A 15,716-nucleotide genomic window follows, 5' to 3' on the forward strand; every position below is an offset into this window, starting at 1 on the left:
CCGCAGCCCACAGCCCGCGCTCGGGCGTAGCCCCACTACTCCCCCCCCCCCCCCCCCCCCCCCCCCCCATCCCCCCCCCCCCCCCCCCCCCCCCCCCCCCCCCCCCCAGGGTGCGGCAGCGCTCCCGCCCCTCGACCGCTACTGTCGGGGTTCACGACCGTTAACCCCTGGGAGGATCCCGTCATGACGCGGTTCGTCACTCTGGACGTCACGGACGCCGTCGGCACCATCCGGCTCGACCGGCCGCCGATGAACGCGCTCGACATCGCCATGCAGGACCAGCTCAAGGAGGTCGCCGAGGAGGCCACCGCCCGGGACGACGTGCGCGCGGTGATCGTCTACGGCGGTGAGAAGGTCTTCGCGGCCGGCGCCGACATCAAGGAGATGCAGCGCATGTCGTACACCGACATGGTGCGGCGCGGCGCGGCCCTGCAGGAGGCGTTCACCGCGGTGGCCCGGATCCCCAAGCCGGTGGTGGCCGCGGTGACCGGCTACGCCCTCGGCGGCGGCTGCGAGCTGGCGCTCTGCGCCGACATCCGGATCGCCGCGGAGAACGCCAAGCTCGGCCAGCCCGAGGTGCTGCTCGGCCTGATCCCCGGCGCGGGCGGCACCCAACGGCTGGCCCGCCTGGTCGGCCCGGCCAAGGCCAAGGACCTGATCTTCACGGGCCGCCAGGTCCGCGCCGACGAGGCGCTGCGGATCGGCCTGGTGGACCAGGTGGTGCCGGCCGAGGAGGTCCTCCCGGCCGCCCTGGCCTGGGCCGGCAAGCTGGCCGCCGGCCCGTCCTGGGCGTTGCGCGCCGCCAAGGAGGCGGTGGACCGCGGCCTGGAGAGCGACCTGGACTCCGGCCTGGCGCTGGAGCGTTCGCTCTTCGCCGGCCTGTTCGCCACCGAGGACCGCGAGATCGGCATGCGCAGCTTCGTCGAGGACGGTCCGGGCAAGGCCAAGTTCCTCTAGCGGCAAAGCCCGTAGCGCCCCGCCGGGGCGGGGCGCTACGGCTGGGTCAGCAACACCTCGGCGCCCACCGGCCGGTACCCCGCCGCCTGGAACGCCCGCACGCTGGTGGCGTTCCCCGGTGCCTGCTGGGCCCACACCACGTCGCCCTCGGGCAGCAGGTGACGGGCCGTCAGGGCGAGCGCCCGGCCAAGTCCCCGTCCGCGCGCCTGCGGTGCCACCTCGATCGCCGCCTCCCAGCGCCCGGCCACCCCGCGCCCGAGCACCAGCACCCCGCCCGGCGTGCTCCAGACCCGCACGTCGTCACGGTAGTCGAGCGCTCGCACCACCCGTGGATGGGCCCGGTCCGCGATCTCCGTCATGACCAGTGGCGGCTCACCTCCCAGCCGGCCCGCGACGGTCAGCAGGTCGGTGTTGCCGATCACCCGCCCGGTCCGCCGCGCGAAGGCGGTGAGGAACCCCGGGCTGAGCGGGGCTGCCAGAGGATCAGTGGCGACCTCGGCGAGCGTCCCGGCCACCCACCCCGGGTCCCCGTCGACGAAGACCACCGCGTGCGCGCTGAACGACAGCACGCCGGCCTCGCGTTCCGACGGCTGCGGGACCACCGTCACCGAGCCGTCCGAGGGCGGGAACATCCCGCCCGCCGCGTCGTCGAGGATCCGGGCCAGTGCGTGATCGGTCATGCGCCCCACTGTAGGGGGGTCGCCCGAACGGGTGAGGCTCGGCATGGTGCCCGGCTCGGCCAGCGCTGCTCGGGGAGGATCGTGAAGCCCTGCTGTCGCCGCCGTTAAGAATTCCTCGATGGACCGCACCCCCTCCGACCAGGCAGATTGCAGTTGCCCGGCGCGGAATGGCGCCGTTGCCGGGCCTCAACTCTCGCAGCGTCCGTGCGTCGACCGCGTGTCGAACCGTGTGTCAGGAGCCTCGTCGTGAAGGCACTCGTCAAGAAGCAGGCCGAGCCCGGACTGTGGCTGACCGACGTCCCCGAGCCGGAGACCGGCCCCGGCGATGTGCTGATCAAGGTGCTGCGCACCGGTATCTGCGGCACCGACCTGCACATCCGCAACTGGGACGGCTGGGCGCAGCAGACCATCAAGACCCCGCTGACCATCGGACACGAGTTCGTCGGCGAAGTGGTCGCGATCGGCCCGGCAGTCGCCGACATCTCGGTCGGTGACCTGGTCAGCGGCGAGGGCCACCTGGTCTGCGGCAAGTGCCGCAACTGCCTGGCCGGCCGCCGTCACCTGTGCCGCAACACGGTCGGCCTCGGCGTCGGCCGGGACGGCGCGTTCGCCGAGTACGTGGCGTTGCCCGCCTCCAACGTCTGGGTGCACCGGGTGCCGGTCGACCTGGACGTCGCGGCGATCTTCGACCCGTTCGGCAACGCGGTGCACACCGCGCTCTCCTTCCCGCTGGTCGGTGAGGACGTGCTGATCACCGGCGCGGGACCGATCGGCATCATGGCCGCGGCCGTCGCCAAGCACGCCGGCGCCCGGCACGTGATGATCACCGACGTCAGCCCTTACCGGCTCGACCTGGCCCGCCGGGTCGGCGTCTCGCTCGCCCTCGACGTCTCCGAGCACAGCATCGAGGAGGGCCAGCAGAAACTCGGCCTGCGCGAGGGCTTCGACGTCGGCCTGGAGATGTCCGGCCGCCCCGAGGCGCTGCAGTCGATGATCGCCAACATGACCCACGGTGGCAAGATCGCCATGCTCGGCCTGCCGGCGCAGGAGTTCCCGGTCGACTGGGCCCGGATCGTCACCTCGATGATCACCCTCAAGGGGATCTACGGCCGCGAGATGTTCGAGACCTGGTACGCCATGTCGGTGCTGCTGGAGGGCGGTCTCGACCTGACTCCGGTGATCACCGGCCGGTACGCCGCGCAGGACTTCGAGGCCGCGTTCGACGAGGCGGCCGGTGGCCGCTGCGGCAAGATCATTCTGGACTGGACCGCCTGACCGCCCGATTCTCCCCGAGGAGCCCTTCCGTGTTCGACTCCGTCCGCGAGGACATCGCCAGCACCCTCGCCGAGATCACCGAGGCGGGTCTGTTCAAGCCCGAGCGGGTGATCGGCACCCCGCAGAGCGCCGCCGTCACCGTCACCGCCGGCGGTCGCCCCGGAGAGGTGCTGAACTTCTGCGCCAACAACTACCTCGGCCTGGCCGACCACCCCGCGGTGGTCGGCGCCGCCCAGGAGGCGCTGGACCGCTGGGGCTACGGCATGGCCTCGGTCCGCTTCATCTGCGGCACCCAGGACGTGCACAAGCAGCTGGAGGAGCGACTCTCGGCCTTCCTGGGCCAGGAGGACACCATCCTCTACTCCTCCTGCTTCGACGCCAACGGCGGTGTCTTCGAGACCCTGCTGGACGAGCGCGACGCCGTCATCTCCGACGCGCTCAACCACGCGAGCATCATCGACGGCATCCGGCTGAGCAAGGCCCGCCGCCACCGCTACGCCAACCGTGACCTGGCCGAGCTGGAGCAGCGCCTCAAGGAGACCCAGGACGCCCGGCGCCGCCTGGTCGTCACCGACGGTGTCTTCTCGATGGACGGTTACGTCGCGCCGCTGCGCGAGATCTGCGACCTGGCCGACCGGTACGACGCCATGGTGATGGTCGACGACTCGCACGCGGTCGGCTTCGTCGGCCCCGGCGGCCGGGGCACCCCCGAGCTGCACGGCGTGATGGACCGGGTCGACATCATCACCGGCACCCTGGGCAAGGCGCTCGGTGGCGCCTCCGGCGGCTACGTCGCCGCCCGCCGGGAGATCGTCGCGCTGCTGCGCCAGCGCTCGCGCCCGTACCTGTTCTCCAACTCGCTGGCCCCGGTGATCGCCGCCGCCTCGCTGACCGTCCTCGACCTGATCGAGACCTCGCACGAGCTGCGCGAGCGGCTGGTCGCCAACACCAAGCTGTTCCGCTCGAAGATGACCGAGGCCGGGTTCGAGATCCTGCCCGGCGACCACCCGATCGCCCCGGTGATGATCGGCGACGCGGCGAAGGCCGGCAAGCTGGCCGAGCTGCTGCTGGAGCGCGGCGTCTACGTGATCGGCTTCTCGTTCCCGGTCGTGCCGCACGGCCAGGCCCGGATCCGGGTCCAGCTCTCCGCCGCGCACTCCACCGCGGACGTCGAGCGGGCCGTGGCCGCCTTCGTGGACGCCCGGGCGGCGATGGGCGGCCTGGACGGCTGAGCCGGACCGGGGCGGCCCGGCGCGCTGGCAGAATGAACGGGTGATCGACGCCAGACGCCTGCGGACCCTGCGGGCCGTGGCGGACCACCGTACGGTGACCGCCGCGGCCGCCGCGCTCTACCTCACCCCTTCGGCGGTCTCCCAGCAGCTCGCCGCGCTGGAACTGGAGACCGGGCACGAGTTGCTCACCCGGGACGGCCGCGGGGTGCGGCTCACCGCGGCGGGGGAGATCCTGGTCGGCCACGCGGACGCGGTGCTCACCCAGCTGGAGCGGGCCGAGGCGGACCTCGCGGCGTACGCGGCCGGCGCGCGCGGCGTGGTCACGGTGGCCTCCTTCGCCACCGGCATCGCGCTGGTACTGGCGCCGGCCATCGCCACGCTGGCCGGGGCGGCGCCCGGAGTGCGGCTCAAGGTGCTGGACGCCGAGGGCGACGCCAGCCTGCCGATGCTGCTGGACGGGCAGGCGGACCTCGCGGTGGCCGTCGAGTACCGCGGCGCCCCGCGCGCCGACGACCGGCGCCTCGCCCGGGTCCCGCTGTACGCCGAGCCGTTCGACGCCGTGCTGCCGACCAGGCATCCGCTGGCCGCCCGGCCCGGCCCGCTCGCGGTGGCCGAGCTGGCCGCCGAACCGTGGATCGGCCCGTACTCCGGCAACCCGTGCCACGACGTGGTGCTGCTGGCCTGCGAGCACGCCGGCTTCACGCCGCGCCTCGAACACTCCTCGGACGACTTCCGCGCGGTGGTCGCGCTCGCCTCGGCGGGTGCGGGCGTCGCGCTGGTGCCGCGCTCGGCGCTGCGCGGGGTCGACCTCGCGGGGGTCGCGGTGCGGCCGGTGGAGAGCGAGCCGGCCACCCGCAAGGTCTTCGCCGCGGTACGCAGCGGGGCCGAGCGGCACCCGTTGATCCGTCCGGTGCTGGCGGCACTGCGCGAGGCCGCGGCGCGGCTGGCGGCGGAGCCGGACGCCGCGCCGGTGCTGACCGCGACCCATCCCTGAGGAGCGAGAACCCTTGAGCGAGCACGCCCGGTCCGCCGAGCCCTCCACCGAGCCGTTGCCGGTCGCGGTGATCGGCCTGGGCGACATCGCCCAGAAGGCCTACCTCCCGGTGCTGGCCGCACTGCCCGGCCTGGACCTGCACCTGATGACCCGGGACCGGGCCAAGCTGGACCGGATCGGCGACACCTACCGGATCGCGCCGCGCTTCACCGACCTGGACGCGCTGATCGCCGGCGGCGTGCGGGCCGCGTTCGTGCACGCCGCCACCGACCAGCACGTGCCGATCGTCGAACGGCTGCTCTCGGCCGGCCTCGACGTCTACGTGGACAAGCCGCTCGACTACCACCTGGCGGGAACGCGCCGGCTGGTGGAGCTCGCCGAGGAGCGGAACCGCTCGCTGCTGGTGGGCTTCAACCGGCGGCACGCGCCCGGCTACGCGCAGGCCAAGGAGTGCCCGCGCGATCTGATCATCATGCAGAAAAACCGCGAGGGCCTGCCGGAGGACCCGCGCACCCTGGTGTTCGACGACTTCATCCACGTGGTCGACACCCTGCGGTTCCTGGTGCCGGGGGAGATCGAGCACGTCGACGTCCGTTCCCGGGTGCGGGACGGGCTGCTGGAGCACCTGGTGCTCACCCTGGCGGGGGACGGCTTCACCGCGCTCGGGGTGATGAACCGGATGAGCGGCTCCACCGAGGAGGTGCTGGAGGTCTCCGGCGCGGACGCCAAGCGGGTGGTGGTCAACCTGGCGGAGGTGGTCGACCACCGCGGGCAGCCCACCGTGCGGCGGCGCGGCGACTGGGTGCCGGTGGGGCGCCAGCGCGGGATCGAGCAGGTGGTGCGGGCGTTCCTGACGGCGGTCCGCTCCGGCCACCCGGTGAGCGCCCGGGACGCGCTGCGCACCCACGAGCTGTGTGAGCTGATCGTCCGGCGGGTGACCGGCGAGGAGTGATCCGCCGTCCGGCCCGGCCTAGCCGGCGGGCGAGAGCGGCATCTGCCCGGTGAGGGCCTTCACGGGCATGGTGAGGCCCATCACCGGAAAGGTGGTGAGGACCCCGGGAACGCTGGGGATGGCGGGGGCGCCCTTGGGCAGGCTCGGCGCGGCTCCGTCGGCCGCGGCCGGGCCCGCCGCGGCCAGCGCGGTGGCGCCGAGGAGCGCCGCGGTCAGGACGGCCCGGGTGGTGGTGCGCAAGGTGACCTCCGTTGTCAGGGGTGCGGTGACCTGCCTAACCGTCAGCGAGCCGCGCCGGTCACGGCCGGCTCCGGCGTTCGCGCCGTCCCGGTCGTCCCCGGCCGGGGCGCCGACCGGCGCTCCAGCGCGCGGGAGAGGACCGCGAGCAGCAGCGCCGAGCCGGTCATCAGCGCGCCGACCCAGTTGGGCGCGGTGTAGCCGAGGCCGGCCGAGATGACCAGCCCGCCGAGCCAGGCGGCCAGCGCGTTGCCCAGGTTGAAGGCGCCGATGTTGACGGCCGAGGCGAGCGTCGGGGCGTCCGCGGTCTGGTCCAGCACCCGCTTCTGCAGCGGTGGCACGGTGGCGAAGCCGAAGGCGCCGAGCAGCGGAATGGTGATCGCCGCCCCGAGGCGGCTGTGCGCGGTGAAGGTGAAGAGCGCCAGGGTGAGCGCCAGCGCACCGAGCGAGACGTGGAGCATCGGCATCAGCGCGCGGTCCGCGAACCGGCCGCCGACCAGGTTGCCGACCACCATGCCCACGCCGAAGAGTGCCAGCAGCCAGCCGACCGCGGAGCCCGGGAAACCGGCCGGGCCGGTCATCATCGGCATGAGGTAGGTGATCGCGGCGAAGACGCCGCCGAAGCCCAGCACGGTCATCGCCATCGCCATCGTCACCTGGACGTCGCGGAACGCCGCCAGCTCGCGCCGCAACGACCCGCCGCCCGTCGGTCGCGGCAGCTCCGGGACGAGTGCCGCGACGCCGGCCAGTCCGACCAGACCGATCCCCGCGACCGCGGCGAAGGTGACCCGCCAGCCGTACTGCTGGCCGATCAGCGTGCCGAGCGGGACGCCGACCACGTTGGCCACCGTGAGGCCGGTGAACATCAACGCGATCGCCCCGGCCCGCCGCCGCGGTTCGACCAGCTCGGCGGCGACCACCGAACCGATGCCGAAGAAGGCGCCGTGCGCGAGCGAGGCGAGCACCCGGCCGGCCAGCAGCAGGCCGAAGCTCGGGGCGGCGGAGGAGAGCCCGTTGCCGAGCACGAAGAGGCCCATCAGCAGCATCAGCATCCGCTTGCGCGGGATCCGGGTGCCCAGCGCGGTCAGCAGCGGGGCGCCGACCACGACGCCGAGCGCGTAGCCGGTGACCAGGAAGCCGGCGGTCGGGATCGAGAGGTGGAAGCCGGCGGCCACCTGCGGTAGCAGGCCGGTCGCGACGAACTCGGTGGTGCCGATTCCGAAGGCTCCGATGGCCAGGGCCAGCAGTGCGAGAGGCATGGGAGCCGCCCTCCAGGGGTGCTTGCGTGCGGTGCTTGCAGGCCTATGACGGTAGTTGCACACGCGGGATAATTGCAAGCGCTGGATATTTTGCGAGCGGGCTATCCTGGTCCTTCCCATACCGGTGAGTGCTGAGGAGCAGGGCATGAGCGAGCAGGCCGGGCGGGGTCTCGCCCAGGGGTGGTGCGCCCTCTCCGCCCTGCACGGCCGGATCGAGACGCACATCGAGCGGGCCCTGCAGGCCGGCCACGAGCTGAGCGTGCGCGAGTTCTCGCTGCTGAACGTGCTGAGCGGTCAGCACGACGGGGAGGGTGGCCACCTGCGGATGAGCCAGGTCGCCGAGTCGGTGCTGCTGAGCCAGAGCGCGACCACCCGGCTGGTCTCCCGGCTGGAGGACCGCGGTCTGCTTGCCCGTTACCTCTGTCCGACCGACCGTCGGGGCATTTACACCGAGGTCACCGCGCGGGGTCGGGAACTGCTGGAGCGGGCGCGGCCCACCAACGACGCGGCGCTGCGCGAGGCGCTGGCCGATGCCGAGGGCCGCCCCGAACTCGCTCCGCTGGTGGCCGCGGTGCGCACGCTCTGGGCGCCGGCCGGCGCCTGAGGCCCTCACGGGCGCGCTGCACGTCGGGGCCGGACGCACCACACCCCCGGGCGCCGTGACCAGCGGCGACCGGGGGTGCGGTAGATCCGGGTGGGCCCGCGCGGTGGGCCCACCCGGGGGTTCGTCGGGTGTGTCAGGCGGAGGGGCTGCTGCTCGCCGCCGCGGACGGCTGGCCGGACGGGCGGGCCGGCATCAGGGGCGCGCAGGTCTTGTACGCCGCGGCGGTCGTCGGGTCGGCCGTGTTGAGGGCCTTCATGCCGCCGGTGGCCGGGATGGTCACGCCGTGGTCCTTCAGGCAGCTGGTGAAGGCCGCCATGGCGGAGCTGTTGAAGTTGCCGCCGCGGCCGCCGCCCTGCGGTCGGAGCGAGGCGCAGGCCTGCATCGCGGCCTGGCGGGCCGGGTCGGGCGAGCTGCCCGCGTAGCCACCGCCGTAGCCGCCGCCGGGCGCGCCGCTGGGGTGACCGCTCGGGCGCCCGGTGGGCATCGTCACGCCGTGCTGCTGGAGGCAGCTGGCGTAGGCGGCCATGGCCTGACCCCGGCTGCCGGAGGCGGCCGCGGTGGGCGAGCTGGACGCCGCCGTGCTGGACGACGAACCCGACGACGAGCAGCCCGTGAGCAGCAGCGCGCCGGAGACGAGCAGTGCGGCGGCGCCGGCGGAACGGATGGTGGTCCGGAACAAAGCCGGTGCCTCCTAAGTGGGTGGAAATGGGTGGACCGCCGGAGCTGAACGGGGGTGAGCCGCCGACGGTTCATCGACTGAATCGCACGGTCGTTTAGGGAAGCTGGGCCTTGCTGGGAGTCACCGCCCGGTGTCCTGGGACGGGCTGGGGAGGTGATGATCAATCCTGGGGTCGTCTGTGGTGGTATGTCCGCTATCAGCCTCGGTGACCGGTGCGACTGCCCCCAGGGAACTCCCAGCCTTTTCGTAGTCGGGCGAGGGAGAAGCTTTGCACGTGGATGGTCCGGCCGAGGGAAAGCGGGCCGGGTGCTGTGAGGGGTCCGTGGTGGCACGGTGTCCATGTCCCCTTCTGGGCAACCTCGTTGACGCATAACCCTAGCGGGGGTACAAAGGGGTTATCCAATGACGGGGAGGCTGCGATGCCAAAGATCAACGTCTATCTGTCCGACGAGCTGGCGGAGGCGGTGCGCGAGGCCGGGCTCTCGGTGTCGCCGATCTGCCAGCGGGCGTTGGAGGCCGCGGTCCGGCGGGTGACCGCCATTCGGCAGGCGGCGCTCGGCGACCTGGCCGGCGAGGACCCGGACGGCCGGCTGAGCCGGTTCACCGCCCGGGCGCGGGCCGCGGTGCGGCTCGGGATGGAGCAGGCCACGGCCGACGGCGCGCCCGGTGTCAACACCCTCCACCTGCTCGGCGGGCTGCTCGCGGAGGGCGGCAACCTGGCGCTCCAGGTGCTGGGCGCGCTGGAGATCACCCCGGCGCAGGTGGCCGAGGAACTGGCCCGCGGCGCCGGTCCGGCGGCGGTGGTCGAGCCCGGCGGCGAGGGAGGGGGCGAGGGCCTTCGCTTCAGCCGCTCGACGGCCGAGGTGCTGGAGCTGGCGGTGACCGAGGCGCTCTCGCTCGGGCACAACTACGTCGGCTGCGAGCACCTGCTGCTCGGCCTGGTCGCCGAGCCGGACGGCGGCGCCGGACGGCTGCTCCGCGGGCTGGGTGCCGAGTCTCGGCTCACCCGCCGCGCGGTGGCGGCCGCCCTCGCCGGCTACGCCCACCTCCGCGCCGCCCAGCAGCCGCCCGCCCCGGCGCCCGCCGGTGGTCTGCCCGAGGACGTGGTCCCCCTGCTCACGGCGGCGATCGCCAGGGAGATCCAGCCCCTCCTGACCCGCATCGAACGCCTGGAGGCCCACCTGGCCACCGACGCCCCCACCCCACCCCCGGCCTGACCACCCGGCAGATCCCCGCTCCCCGGCCGCCCGTGCGGCGGGCCCCTCCGGGAGTCGGCCCGTCCGACTCGACGGCATGACGGGGGACCGGCGGGCCCCGGAAGCGAGGCCCGGCCACCACGCTGCCGGCGGTCCTGGCGTGGAGGTGCCGGCCAGGACGGTGCACCGGTCAGGCGAACCGGTTCCGCGACGACGTGGCGGGATCAGGCGGACGACGTGGACGGGGACGCGGACGCCAGGCGGTGCGGGCAGGTCTCCGGCGAGCATCCCGGATCGGTGCACCAGCCCTGCTCGACCAGCAGCCGTTCGTCGGCGGGATCCAGCCCCGACGGGGTGCCGGTCTCGTCCTCCGAGAAGCAGGGTGCCCAGCGGCGGCCGTCCAGCAGCCGAAGGACGGGGATGTGGCGGATCTCCAGGGTGAGCAGGGCCAGCACCGTGCCGGTCAGGGCCAGCAGCAGCATGCCCTCGCCCGCCGCCGCGCCGATCGCGGCCGCGGTGAAGATCGTGGCGGCCGTGGTGATGCCGCGGACCACGTCCCCGGTCTCCCGGCTCTCGCGGAAGGTCAGGCCGCCCCCGATGAAGCCGACGCCGGTGATCACACCGGTCAGTGCGTTGGGCGCGCCGTGCTGCGCCAGCGTCGCGACCGCGGCCGAGCCCAACCCGATCAGCGAGAACGTACGGTCGCCGGCCGCGGCGCCGCGCAGGCTGCGCTCGAAGCCGATGGTGAACGTCAGGGCGAAGGCGACCAGCAGGTGTTCGATCATGGTGAGCTCGGAGTTCATAGCGGCATTGAACCTCAGGACGTCGAGTGCCCGACCAGGGGCACCCGCACTGCGGCGGGCCAGGTGGTCAGGAGTCCAGCCGGCCCGCCACGAGCGGGATCGCGCGGCTACTGCGCGTACAGCCGTCCCGCGAAGCGGCGGGCGAAGCCGTCGCCGGTGTTGGCGGTGACGGTGAAGTCGTAGCGACCCGCCGCCGTCGCCTGCAGGGTCGCGGTGGCCGAGCCGCCGGCCGCGACGGTCACCGTGCTCGCGGTACCGCCCGAGGCGAGGTAGGCGGCGTTGGGGCTGATGGTGAAGACCGCCGCCGCCGAGCCGGCGTTGGTCAGCGTCAGGGCGAGGGTCGCACCGTCCAGGTTGTCCACCACGTACGCCTCGGGGTGTGCCACGCCGCTCTTGGACCAGGTCAGCACGTTGCCCTGGAAGCCGCGCAGGTAGCCGTCGGGGCCGTGCAGGTCGATGTCGTAGGGGCCGCCGCCGTACGTCTTGGCGGAGAAGTAGTCGGAGATCGAGCCACCGGCCGCGCAGGTGTACGGCCAGGCCGCGTAGGTCCGGTCGTTGACCGTGTAGGCGGTGAACGCGCCCGCCAGGGAGCCGCCCGAGACCGTCTTGAACCAGATCCGGCCGGTGCTGGTGTCGGTCCAGGAGGTGGTGTTGAAGACGTAGCCGAGCGACTGCGCGGGACGGTCACCGGACTCCTGGGCCGGCAGCTGGCCGGCCGAGGGCACGGTGGGCGCGGGCAGCGACTCCTGGTCGTTCGCCGCGGTGACCAGCGCGCCGGTGTCCGGCAGGCTGGTGGGGAAGGCGACCGGGCTGACGCCGAAGTTGAACGCGCTGGTCAGGTCGCCGCTGACCTGCCGGCGCCAGGCCGAGATGTTGTCGCACCGCACGCCGGTGACCAGCTCGGCGAACTGCAGCGGCGAGGTGTGGTCGAAGGTCTGCGAGCAGACCCGCCCGCCGGTGGTCCAGGGCGAGATCACGGTCATCGGCACCCGCGGGCCCATGCCGATCGGCGCGCCGTTGACGAACTCGTCCGCCGTTCCCGAGGCGGGAGTGGGCGGCGCGACGTGGTCGAAGAAGCCGTCGTTCTCGTCGAAGTTGTAGAAGACGACGGTGGAGTCCCAGGTCGTCTGGTCGCTCGCGATCGCCGACAGCACGCCGCTGACGAAGTTGGCGCCGTCGGCCGGACGGTAGGCCGGGTGCTCGGACTGCGCGGTCGGGGAGACCACCCAGGAGACGGTGGGGAAGGTGCCGGCCGCGATGTCCGCGCTGATCGCCGAGGCGACGTCGGTGACCCGTGCCATGCCGTTGACGTAGAGCGGGGAGTCGGTCGAGGCGTTCTGGAACTGGGTGAACCAGGCCAACGGGTTGTCGTCGAAGTTGTCGGACTGCTGGTAGACCCGCCAGGAGACGCCCGCGTCCTGCAGCATCTCGGGGTAGGTGGTCCAGGAGTAGCCGGCCTCGCTGTTGTCGGTGACCGGTCCGCCGCCGGTGCCGGACGGGTCGATCATGCCGGTCCACTGGTAGAGCCGGTTCGGGTTGGTCGGCCCCTGGACCGAGCAGAAGTACTGGTCGCAGATGGTGAACGCGTCGGCCAGGCCGTAGTGGAACGGGATGTCGCCGCGGTTGAAGTAGCCCATGGTGAACCCGGTCTTCTCCGGGATCCAGTTGTTGTACAGCCCGCCGTTCCACGCACCGTGGGTCCCCGACCAGCCGTGGTCCAGGTCGCCGACCTGCTGGGCGTCCGTGGTGGCGGTGTTCAGGTGCCAGGGCAGCAGGATGCTGCCGCCCGAGGCGGAGCCCTTGGTGGACTGGTTCCACACGTTGGAACCCTTGGGGAAGCGCAGCAGCGAGGTGTCACCGAAGCCGCGCACGCCCGACAGAGTGCCGTAGTAGTGGTCGAAGGAACGATTCTCCTGCATCAGGATCACGACGTGCTTGACCGAGGAGAGCGAGCCGCTGCCGGTGCTCGCCGCCATCGCACGGCGGACCGAGCCGGGCAGCACACCCAGCGCGCTGCTCGCCCCGAGGGCGGCGGCCGAACCGAGCAGCGTCCGGCGGGAGATCGGTGACATCGAGAGACCTTTCGTCAGGCCGCGCGGGAGCAGGCTGCCCGCGGCAGTCGTGGGTCACGACGGTTAACCAGAAAGGTGCCGTTGCCTCGCGTAACTTGTCTGGCCAAGTTCGCTGTACGGGACATGACGTGCAGACGGCGAATCGACGACGGGCGTGACGGCCCGTCGGGTCGCTTAGCTCGAACAGGTGGTAACCCCGTACGAGATGGGCACTTGGAGTGCCGCGCACGGTACGGTCGGCGCAGGCACGGGGAGGGAGGCCGGTGGATCCGTCGTCAGGAGTGCGGGCCTGCCCGCGGTGCGCCGGTGGCGGCGTCACCGAGAAGTGGCAGCACACGGTTGAACTCGACGAGAGCGGTTACCAGGTCGCCAGGGCGTACGCCTTCACAGGGCAGTGCGAACACTGCGGCGGGAAAGGCTGGGTGGGCTGAATGCGTCCGATCTTCGAATGCGTCGAATGCGGAATCCGCTACCTGCCACCCGAGGACATGCGGTACTCGGACGGCAGCACCGCGAGCCCGCTCTGGTGCACGCGGGACCAGGCCCGGAAGCGGGAGTCGGGCATCACCGAACCCCCGGCCGCCGCGGCCGCCGCCCTGTACGCGGCCCGGCTGCGCACCCCGCCGTCCGTCACCGAGGAGCCGAGGCGCGGCGGGCGGGTCGGGCAGGCCGAGCAGCCGGCCCGCACTCGCCGCCCCGCCCGTGCGCCCGGCGGCGCCAGGTCCAGGCTGCGCTGAGGAAGCAGCCGTTGGGCTTGGTCCGGTCTGCCGGACCCTGCGAGCTGGCCAAGGACTTCGACCCGACCGGGACCGCGGTGCGCGACTGGGCGTGGCGGGCTCGCCCGGGTCGGCTCCGGCGAGCGCGACGGCCCGACCGTCGTCGAGTGCCAGGGGCTGGCCCGGTTGCGACGGGGAGCCGCCGCCGACCACGGCTTCCGGTCACGGCGTTCCCCGTGCCACTCGGCTGACGTGCCATCAGAACAAGCATGCATGATTGCTTTTTCTGCCCATCGCTGCCACTCTTCCAGTCGGAGCGAGGAGGGGTGCACTCATGGCACTGCGGATCGGCAACGCCTCGGGGTTCTACGGGGACCGGTTCTCGGCGGTTCGGGAGATGCTCACCGGCGGGCCGCTGGACGTGCTGACCGGCGACTATCTGGCCGAGTTGACCATGCTGATCCTCGCCCGGGACCGGCTGAAGGACCCGCGACTCGGCTACGCCAAGACCTTCCTGCGCCAGCTGGAGGAGTGCCTGGGCCTCGCCGTGGAGCGCGGGGTGCGGATCGTGGTCAACGCGGGCGGCCTCAACCCGGTCCGACTGGCCGAGGCGATCGGCGAGTTGGCCGCCGCGCAGGGCATCGCACTGCGGATCGGCCGGGTCGAGGGGGACGATCTGCTGCCCCGGGCCGCCGAGTTCGGCGACCCACCTGGCCTGCTCGCCGCCAACGCCTACCTGGGTGCCCACGGCATCGCCGAGTGCCTCCGGGCCGGCGCGGACCTGGTGGTGACCGGCCGGGTCACCGACGCTGCGCTGGTGGCCGGCCCGGCGGCCGCGCACTTCGGCTGGGGACCGGACGACCTGGACCCCCTCGCCGGAGCCGTGGTGGCCGGCCACGTGCTGGAGTGCGGGGCCCAGGCGACCGGCGGCAACTACGCGTTCTTCACCGAACTCGCCGCCGACCACGACCTCACCCACCCCGGCTTCCCGCTCGCCGAGGTGCACGCCGACGGCAGTTGCGTGATCACCAAGCACCCGGGCACCGGCGGCGCCGTCACCACCGGTACGGTCACCGCGCAGCTGCTCTACGAGACGGCCGGCGCGCGCTACGCCGGGCCGGACGTCACCGCCCGGCTGGACACCGTGCGACTGGAGCAGCAGGGGCGCGACCGGGTGCGGATCAGCGGGGTGCGCGGCGAGGCGCCGCCGCCGACCCTCAAGGTCGGGCTGAACCGGCTCGGCGGCTGGCGCAACGAGGTCGTCTTCGTGCTCACCGGCCTGGACATCGAGGCCAAGGCCGAGCTGGTCCGCGGTCAGTTCGAGCACGCGCTGGACGCCACCTCCGAGGGCCGCCCGGCCGAGCTGCGCTGGACGCTGGCCCGCACCGACCAGCCGGACGCCGCCACCGAGCAGCAGGCCAGCGCGCTGCTCCAGCTGACCGTGCGCGACCCCGACTCGGCCAAAGTCGGCCGGCCGATCGGCTTGGCCGCGGTGGAGCTCGGCCTGGCCGGTTACCCGGGCTTCCACCTCACCGCGCCCCCCGGGCCGGGCGCGCCGTACGGGGTGTTCGAGGCCGTCCAGCTGGACGCCGAACTGGTCGAGCACTGGGCGGTGTTGCCGGACGGCACCCGCAGGGCCGTCAAACCGCCCACCCGGACCCAGGAGTTGGCCGACGCCGACGCGCCGCCGCTGCCCGCGCCACTGCCGCCCGGGCCGACCCGGCGGGTTCCGCTCGGGCGGGTGGTCGGTGCCCGCAGCGGCGACAAGGGCGGGGACGCCAACCTGGGCCTGTGGGCCCGCGGTGAGGACGGCTGGCGCTGGCTGGCGCACACCCTCACCGTCGAGCGACTGCGCGAACTGCTGCCGGAGACGGCCGAGTTGCCCGTGGTCCGGCATCTGCTGCCGAACCTGTGGGCGGTCAACTTCGTGATCACCGGCCTGCTCGGCGAGGGCGTCGCGGCCCAGGCCCGGTTCGACCCACAGGCCAAGGCGCTGGGGGAGTGGCTGCGCGCCCGGCACGTCGACATACCGGAGGTCCTGCTGTGACCGTGCTGACCAG

The 15,716-nt window shown here is 73.1% G+C and carries 15 protein-coding genes; 9 read left to right on the forward strand and 6 right to left on the reverse strand.

What is annotated here, in order from left to right; translation table 11 throughout:
• The first annotated feature begins 183 nt into the window (after nt 1-183).
• Nucleotides 184-957, forward strand: coding sequence for an enoyl-CoA hydratase/isomerase family protein (locus ACZ38L_RS20945; RefSeq protein ID WP_465695565.1), 774 nt, complete (start codon nt 184-186; stop codon nt 955-957).
• 35 nt (nt 958-992) lie between these two features.
• Here the strand turns inward: ACZ38L_RS20945 and ACZ38L_RS20950 are convergent, their stop codons facing one another.
• Nucleotides 993-1,637, reverse strand: a complete 645-nt coding sequence (locus ACZ38L_RS20950) for a GNAT family N-acetyltransferase (protein ID WP_465695569.1) — start codon at nt 1,635-1,637, stop codon at nt 993-995.
• A gap of 246 nt (nt 1,638-1,883) precedes the next feature.
• On the opposite strand from ACZ38L_RS20950, the gene tdh reads away from it, so the two are divergent.
• Genes tdh through ACZ38L_RS20970 form a run of 4 tightly spaced genes read left to right on the forward strand, consistent with a single transcriptional unit; the run spans nt 1,884 to nt 6,090 of the window.
• On the forward strand, nt 1,884-2,912 hold the full coding sequence (gene tdh, locus ACZ38L_RS20955; protein WP_465695572.1) for an L-threonine 3-dehydrogenase: 1,029 nt from the start codon (nt 1,884-1,886) through the stop codon (nt 2,910-2,912).
• 29 nt (nt 2,913-2,941) lie between these two features.
• Nucleotides 2,942-4,144: a glycine C-acetyltransferase gene (locus ACZ38L_RS20960; RefSeq protein WP_465695575.1), complete on the forward strand. Its 1,203-nt coding sequence runs from the start codon at nt 2,942-2,944 to the stop codon at nt 4,142-4,144.
• A gap of 40 nt (nt 4,145-4,184) precedes the next feature.
• Nucleotides 4,185-5,138: a LysR family transcriptional regulator gene (locus ACZ38L_RS20965; RefSeq protein WP_465695580.1), complete on the forward strand. Its 954-nt coding sequence runs from the start codon at nt 4,185-4,187 to the stop codon at nt 5,136-5,138.
• 55 nt (nt 5,139-5,193) lie between these two features.
• Nucleotides 5,194-6,090, forward strand: a complete 897-nt coding sequence (locus tag ACZ38L_RS20970) for a Gfo/Idh/MocA family protein (protein ID WP_465695638.1) — start codon at nt 5,194-5,196, stop codon at nt 6,088-6,090.
• Between the two features lie 18 nt (nt 6,091-6,108).
• On the opposite strand, the gene ACZ38L_RS20975 is transcribed toward ACZ38L_RS20970, so the two are convergent.
• Both ACZ38L_RS20975 and ACZ38L_RS20980 read right to left on the reverse strand, forming a co-directional pair.
• On the reverse strand, nt 6,109-6,330 hold the full coding sequence (locus tag ACZ38L_RS20975) for a hypothetical protein (RefSeq protein WP_465695583.1): 222 nt from the start codon (nt 6,328-6,330) through the stop codon (nt 6,109-6,111).
• Between the two features lie 41 nt (nt 6,331-6,371).
• Nucleotides 6,372-7,586, reverse strand: coding sequence for an MFS transporter (locus tag ACZ38L_RS20980; protein WP_465695586.1), 1,215 nt, complete (start codon nt 7,584-7,586; stop codon nt 6,372-6,374).
• A 145-nt stretch (nt 7,587-7,731) separates the two neighbouring features.
• Here ACZ38L_RS20980 and ACZ38L_RS20985 point away from each other — a divergent pair, with 145 nt between their 5' ends.
• Nucleotides 7,732-8,190: a MarR family winged helix-turn-helix transcriptional regulator gene (locus ACZ38L_RS20985; protein ID WP_465695590.1), complete on the forward strand. Its 459-nt coding sequence runs from the start codon at nt 7,732-7,734 to the stop codon at nt 8,188-8,190.
• A 133-nt stretch (nt 8,191-8,323) separates the two neighbouring features.
• Here the strand turns inward: ACZ38L_RS20985 and ACZ38L_RS20990 are convergent, their stop codons facing one another.
• A complete protein-coding gene (locus ACZ38L_RS20990) occupies nt 8,324-8,869 on the reverse strand; it encodes a hypothetical protein (protein WP_465695592.1) in 546 nt (181 codons plus the stop codon).
• 419 nt (nt 8,870-9,288) lie between these two features.
• Here ACZ38L_RS20990 and ACZ38L_RS20995 point away from each other — a divergent pair, with 419 nt between their 5' ends.
• Nucleotides 9,289-10,086 carry a Clp protease N-terminal domain-containing protein gene (locus tag ACZ38L_RS20995; RefSeq protein WP_465695594.1) on the forward strand — a complete coding sequence of 266 codons (798 nt, stop codon included), beginning with the start codon at nt 9,289-9,291 and terminating at the stop codon, nt 10,084-10,086.
• A 203-nt stretch (nt 10,087-10,289) separates the two neighbouring features.
• Here the strand turns inward: ACZ38L_RS20995 and ACZ38L_RS21000 are convergent, their stop codons facing one another.
• On the reverse strand, nt 10,290-10,868 hold the full coding sequence (locus ACZ38L_RS21000) for an MgtC/SapB family protein (protein WP_396566485.1): 579 nt from the start codon (nt 10,866-10,868) through the stop codon (nt 10,290-10,292).
• 107 nt (nt 10,869-10,975) lie between these two features.
• Nucleotides 10,976-12,940 carry a phosphocholine-specific phospholipase C gene (locus ACZ38L_RS21005; RefSeq protein ID WP_465695598.1) on the reverse strand — a complete coding sequence of 655 codons (1,965 nt, stop codon included), beginning with the start codon at nt 12,938-12,940 and terminating at the stop codon, nt 10,976-10,978.
• Between the two features lie 431 nt (nt 12,941-13,371).
• Here ACZ38L_RS21005 and ACZ38L_RS21010 point away from each other — a divergent pair, with 431 nt between their 5' ends.
• Entirely contained in the window at nt 13,372-13,677 is a 306-nt protein-coding gene (locus ACZ38L_RS21010) for a hypothetical protein (RefSeq protein WP_396566489.1), read from the forward strand.
• Between the two features lie 313 nt (nt 13,678-13,990).
• Nucleotides 13,991-15,703 carry an acyclic terpene utilization AtuA family protein gene (locus ACZ38L_RS21015; protein WP_465695601.1) on the forward strand — a complete coding sequence of 571 codons (1,713 nt, stop codon included), beginning with the start codon at nt 13,991-13,993 and terminating at the stop codon, nt 15,701-15,703.
• Nucleotides 15,704-15,716 lie beyond the last annotated feature (13 nt).

The organism is Kitasatospora sp. NPDC024654 (assembly GCF_055559155.1).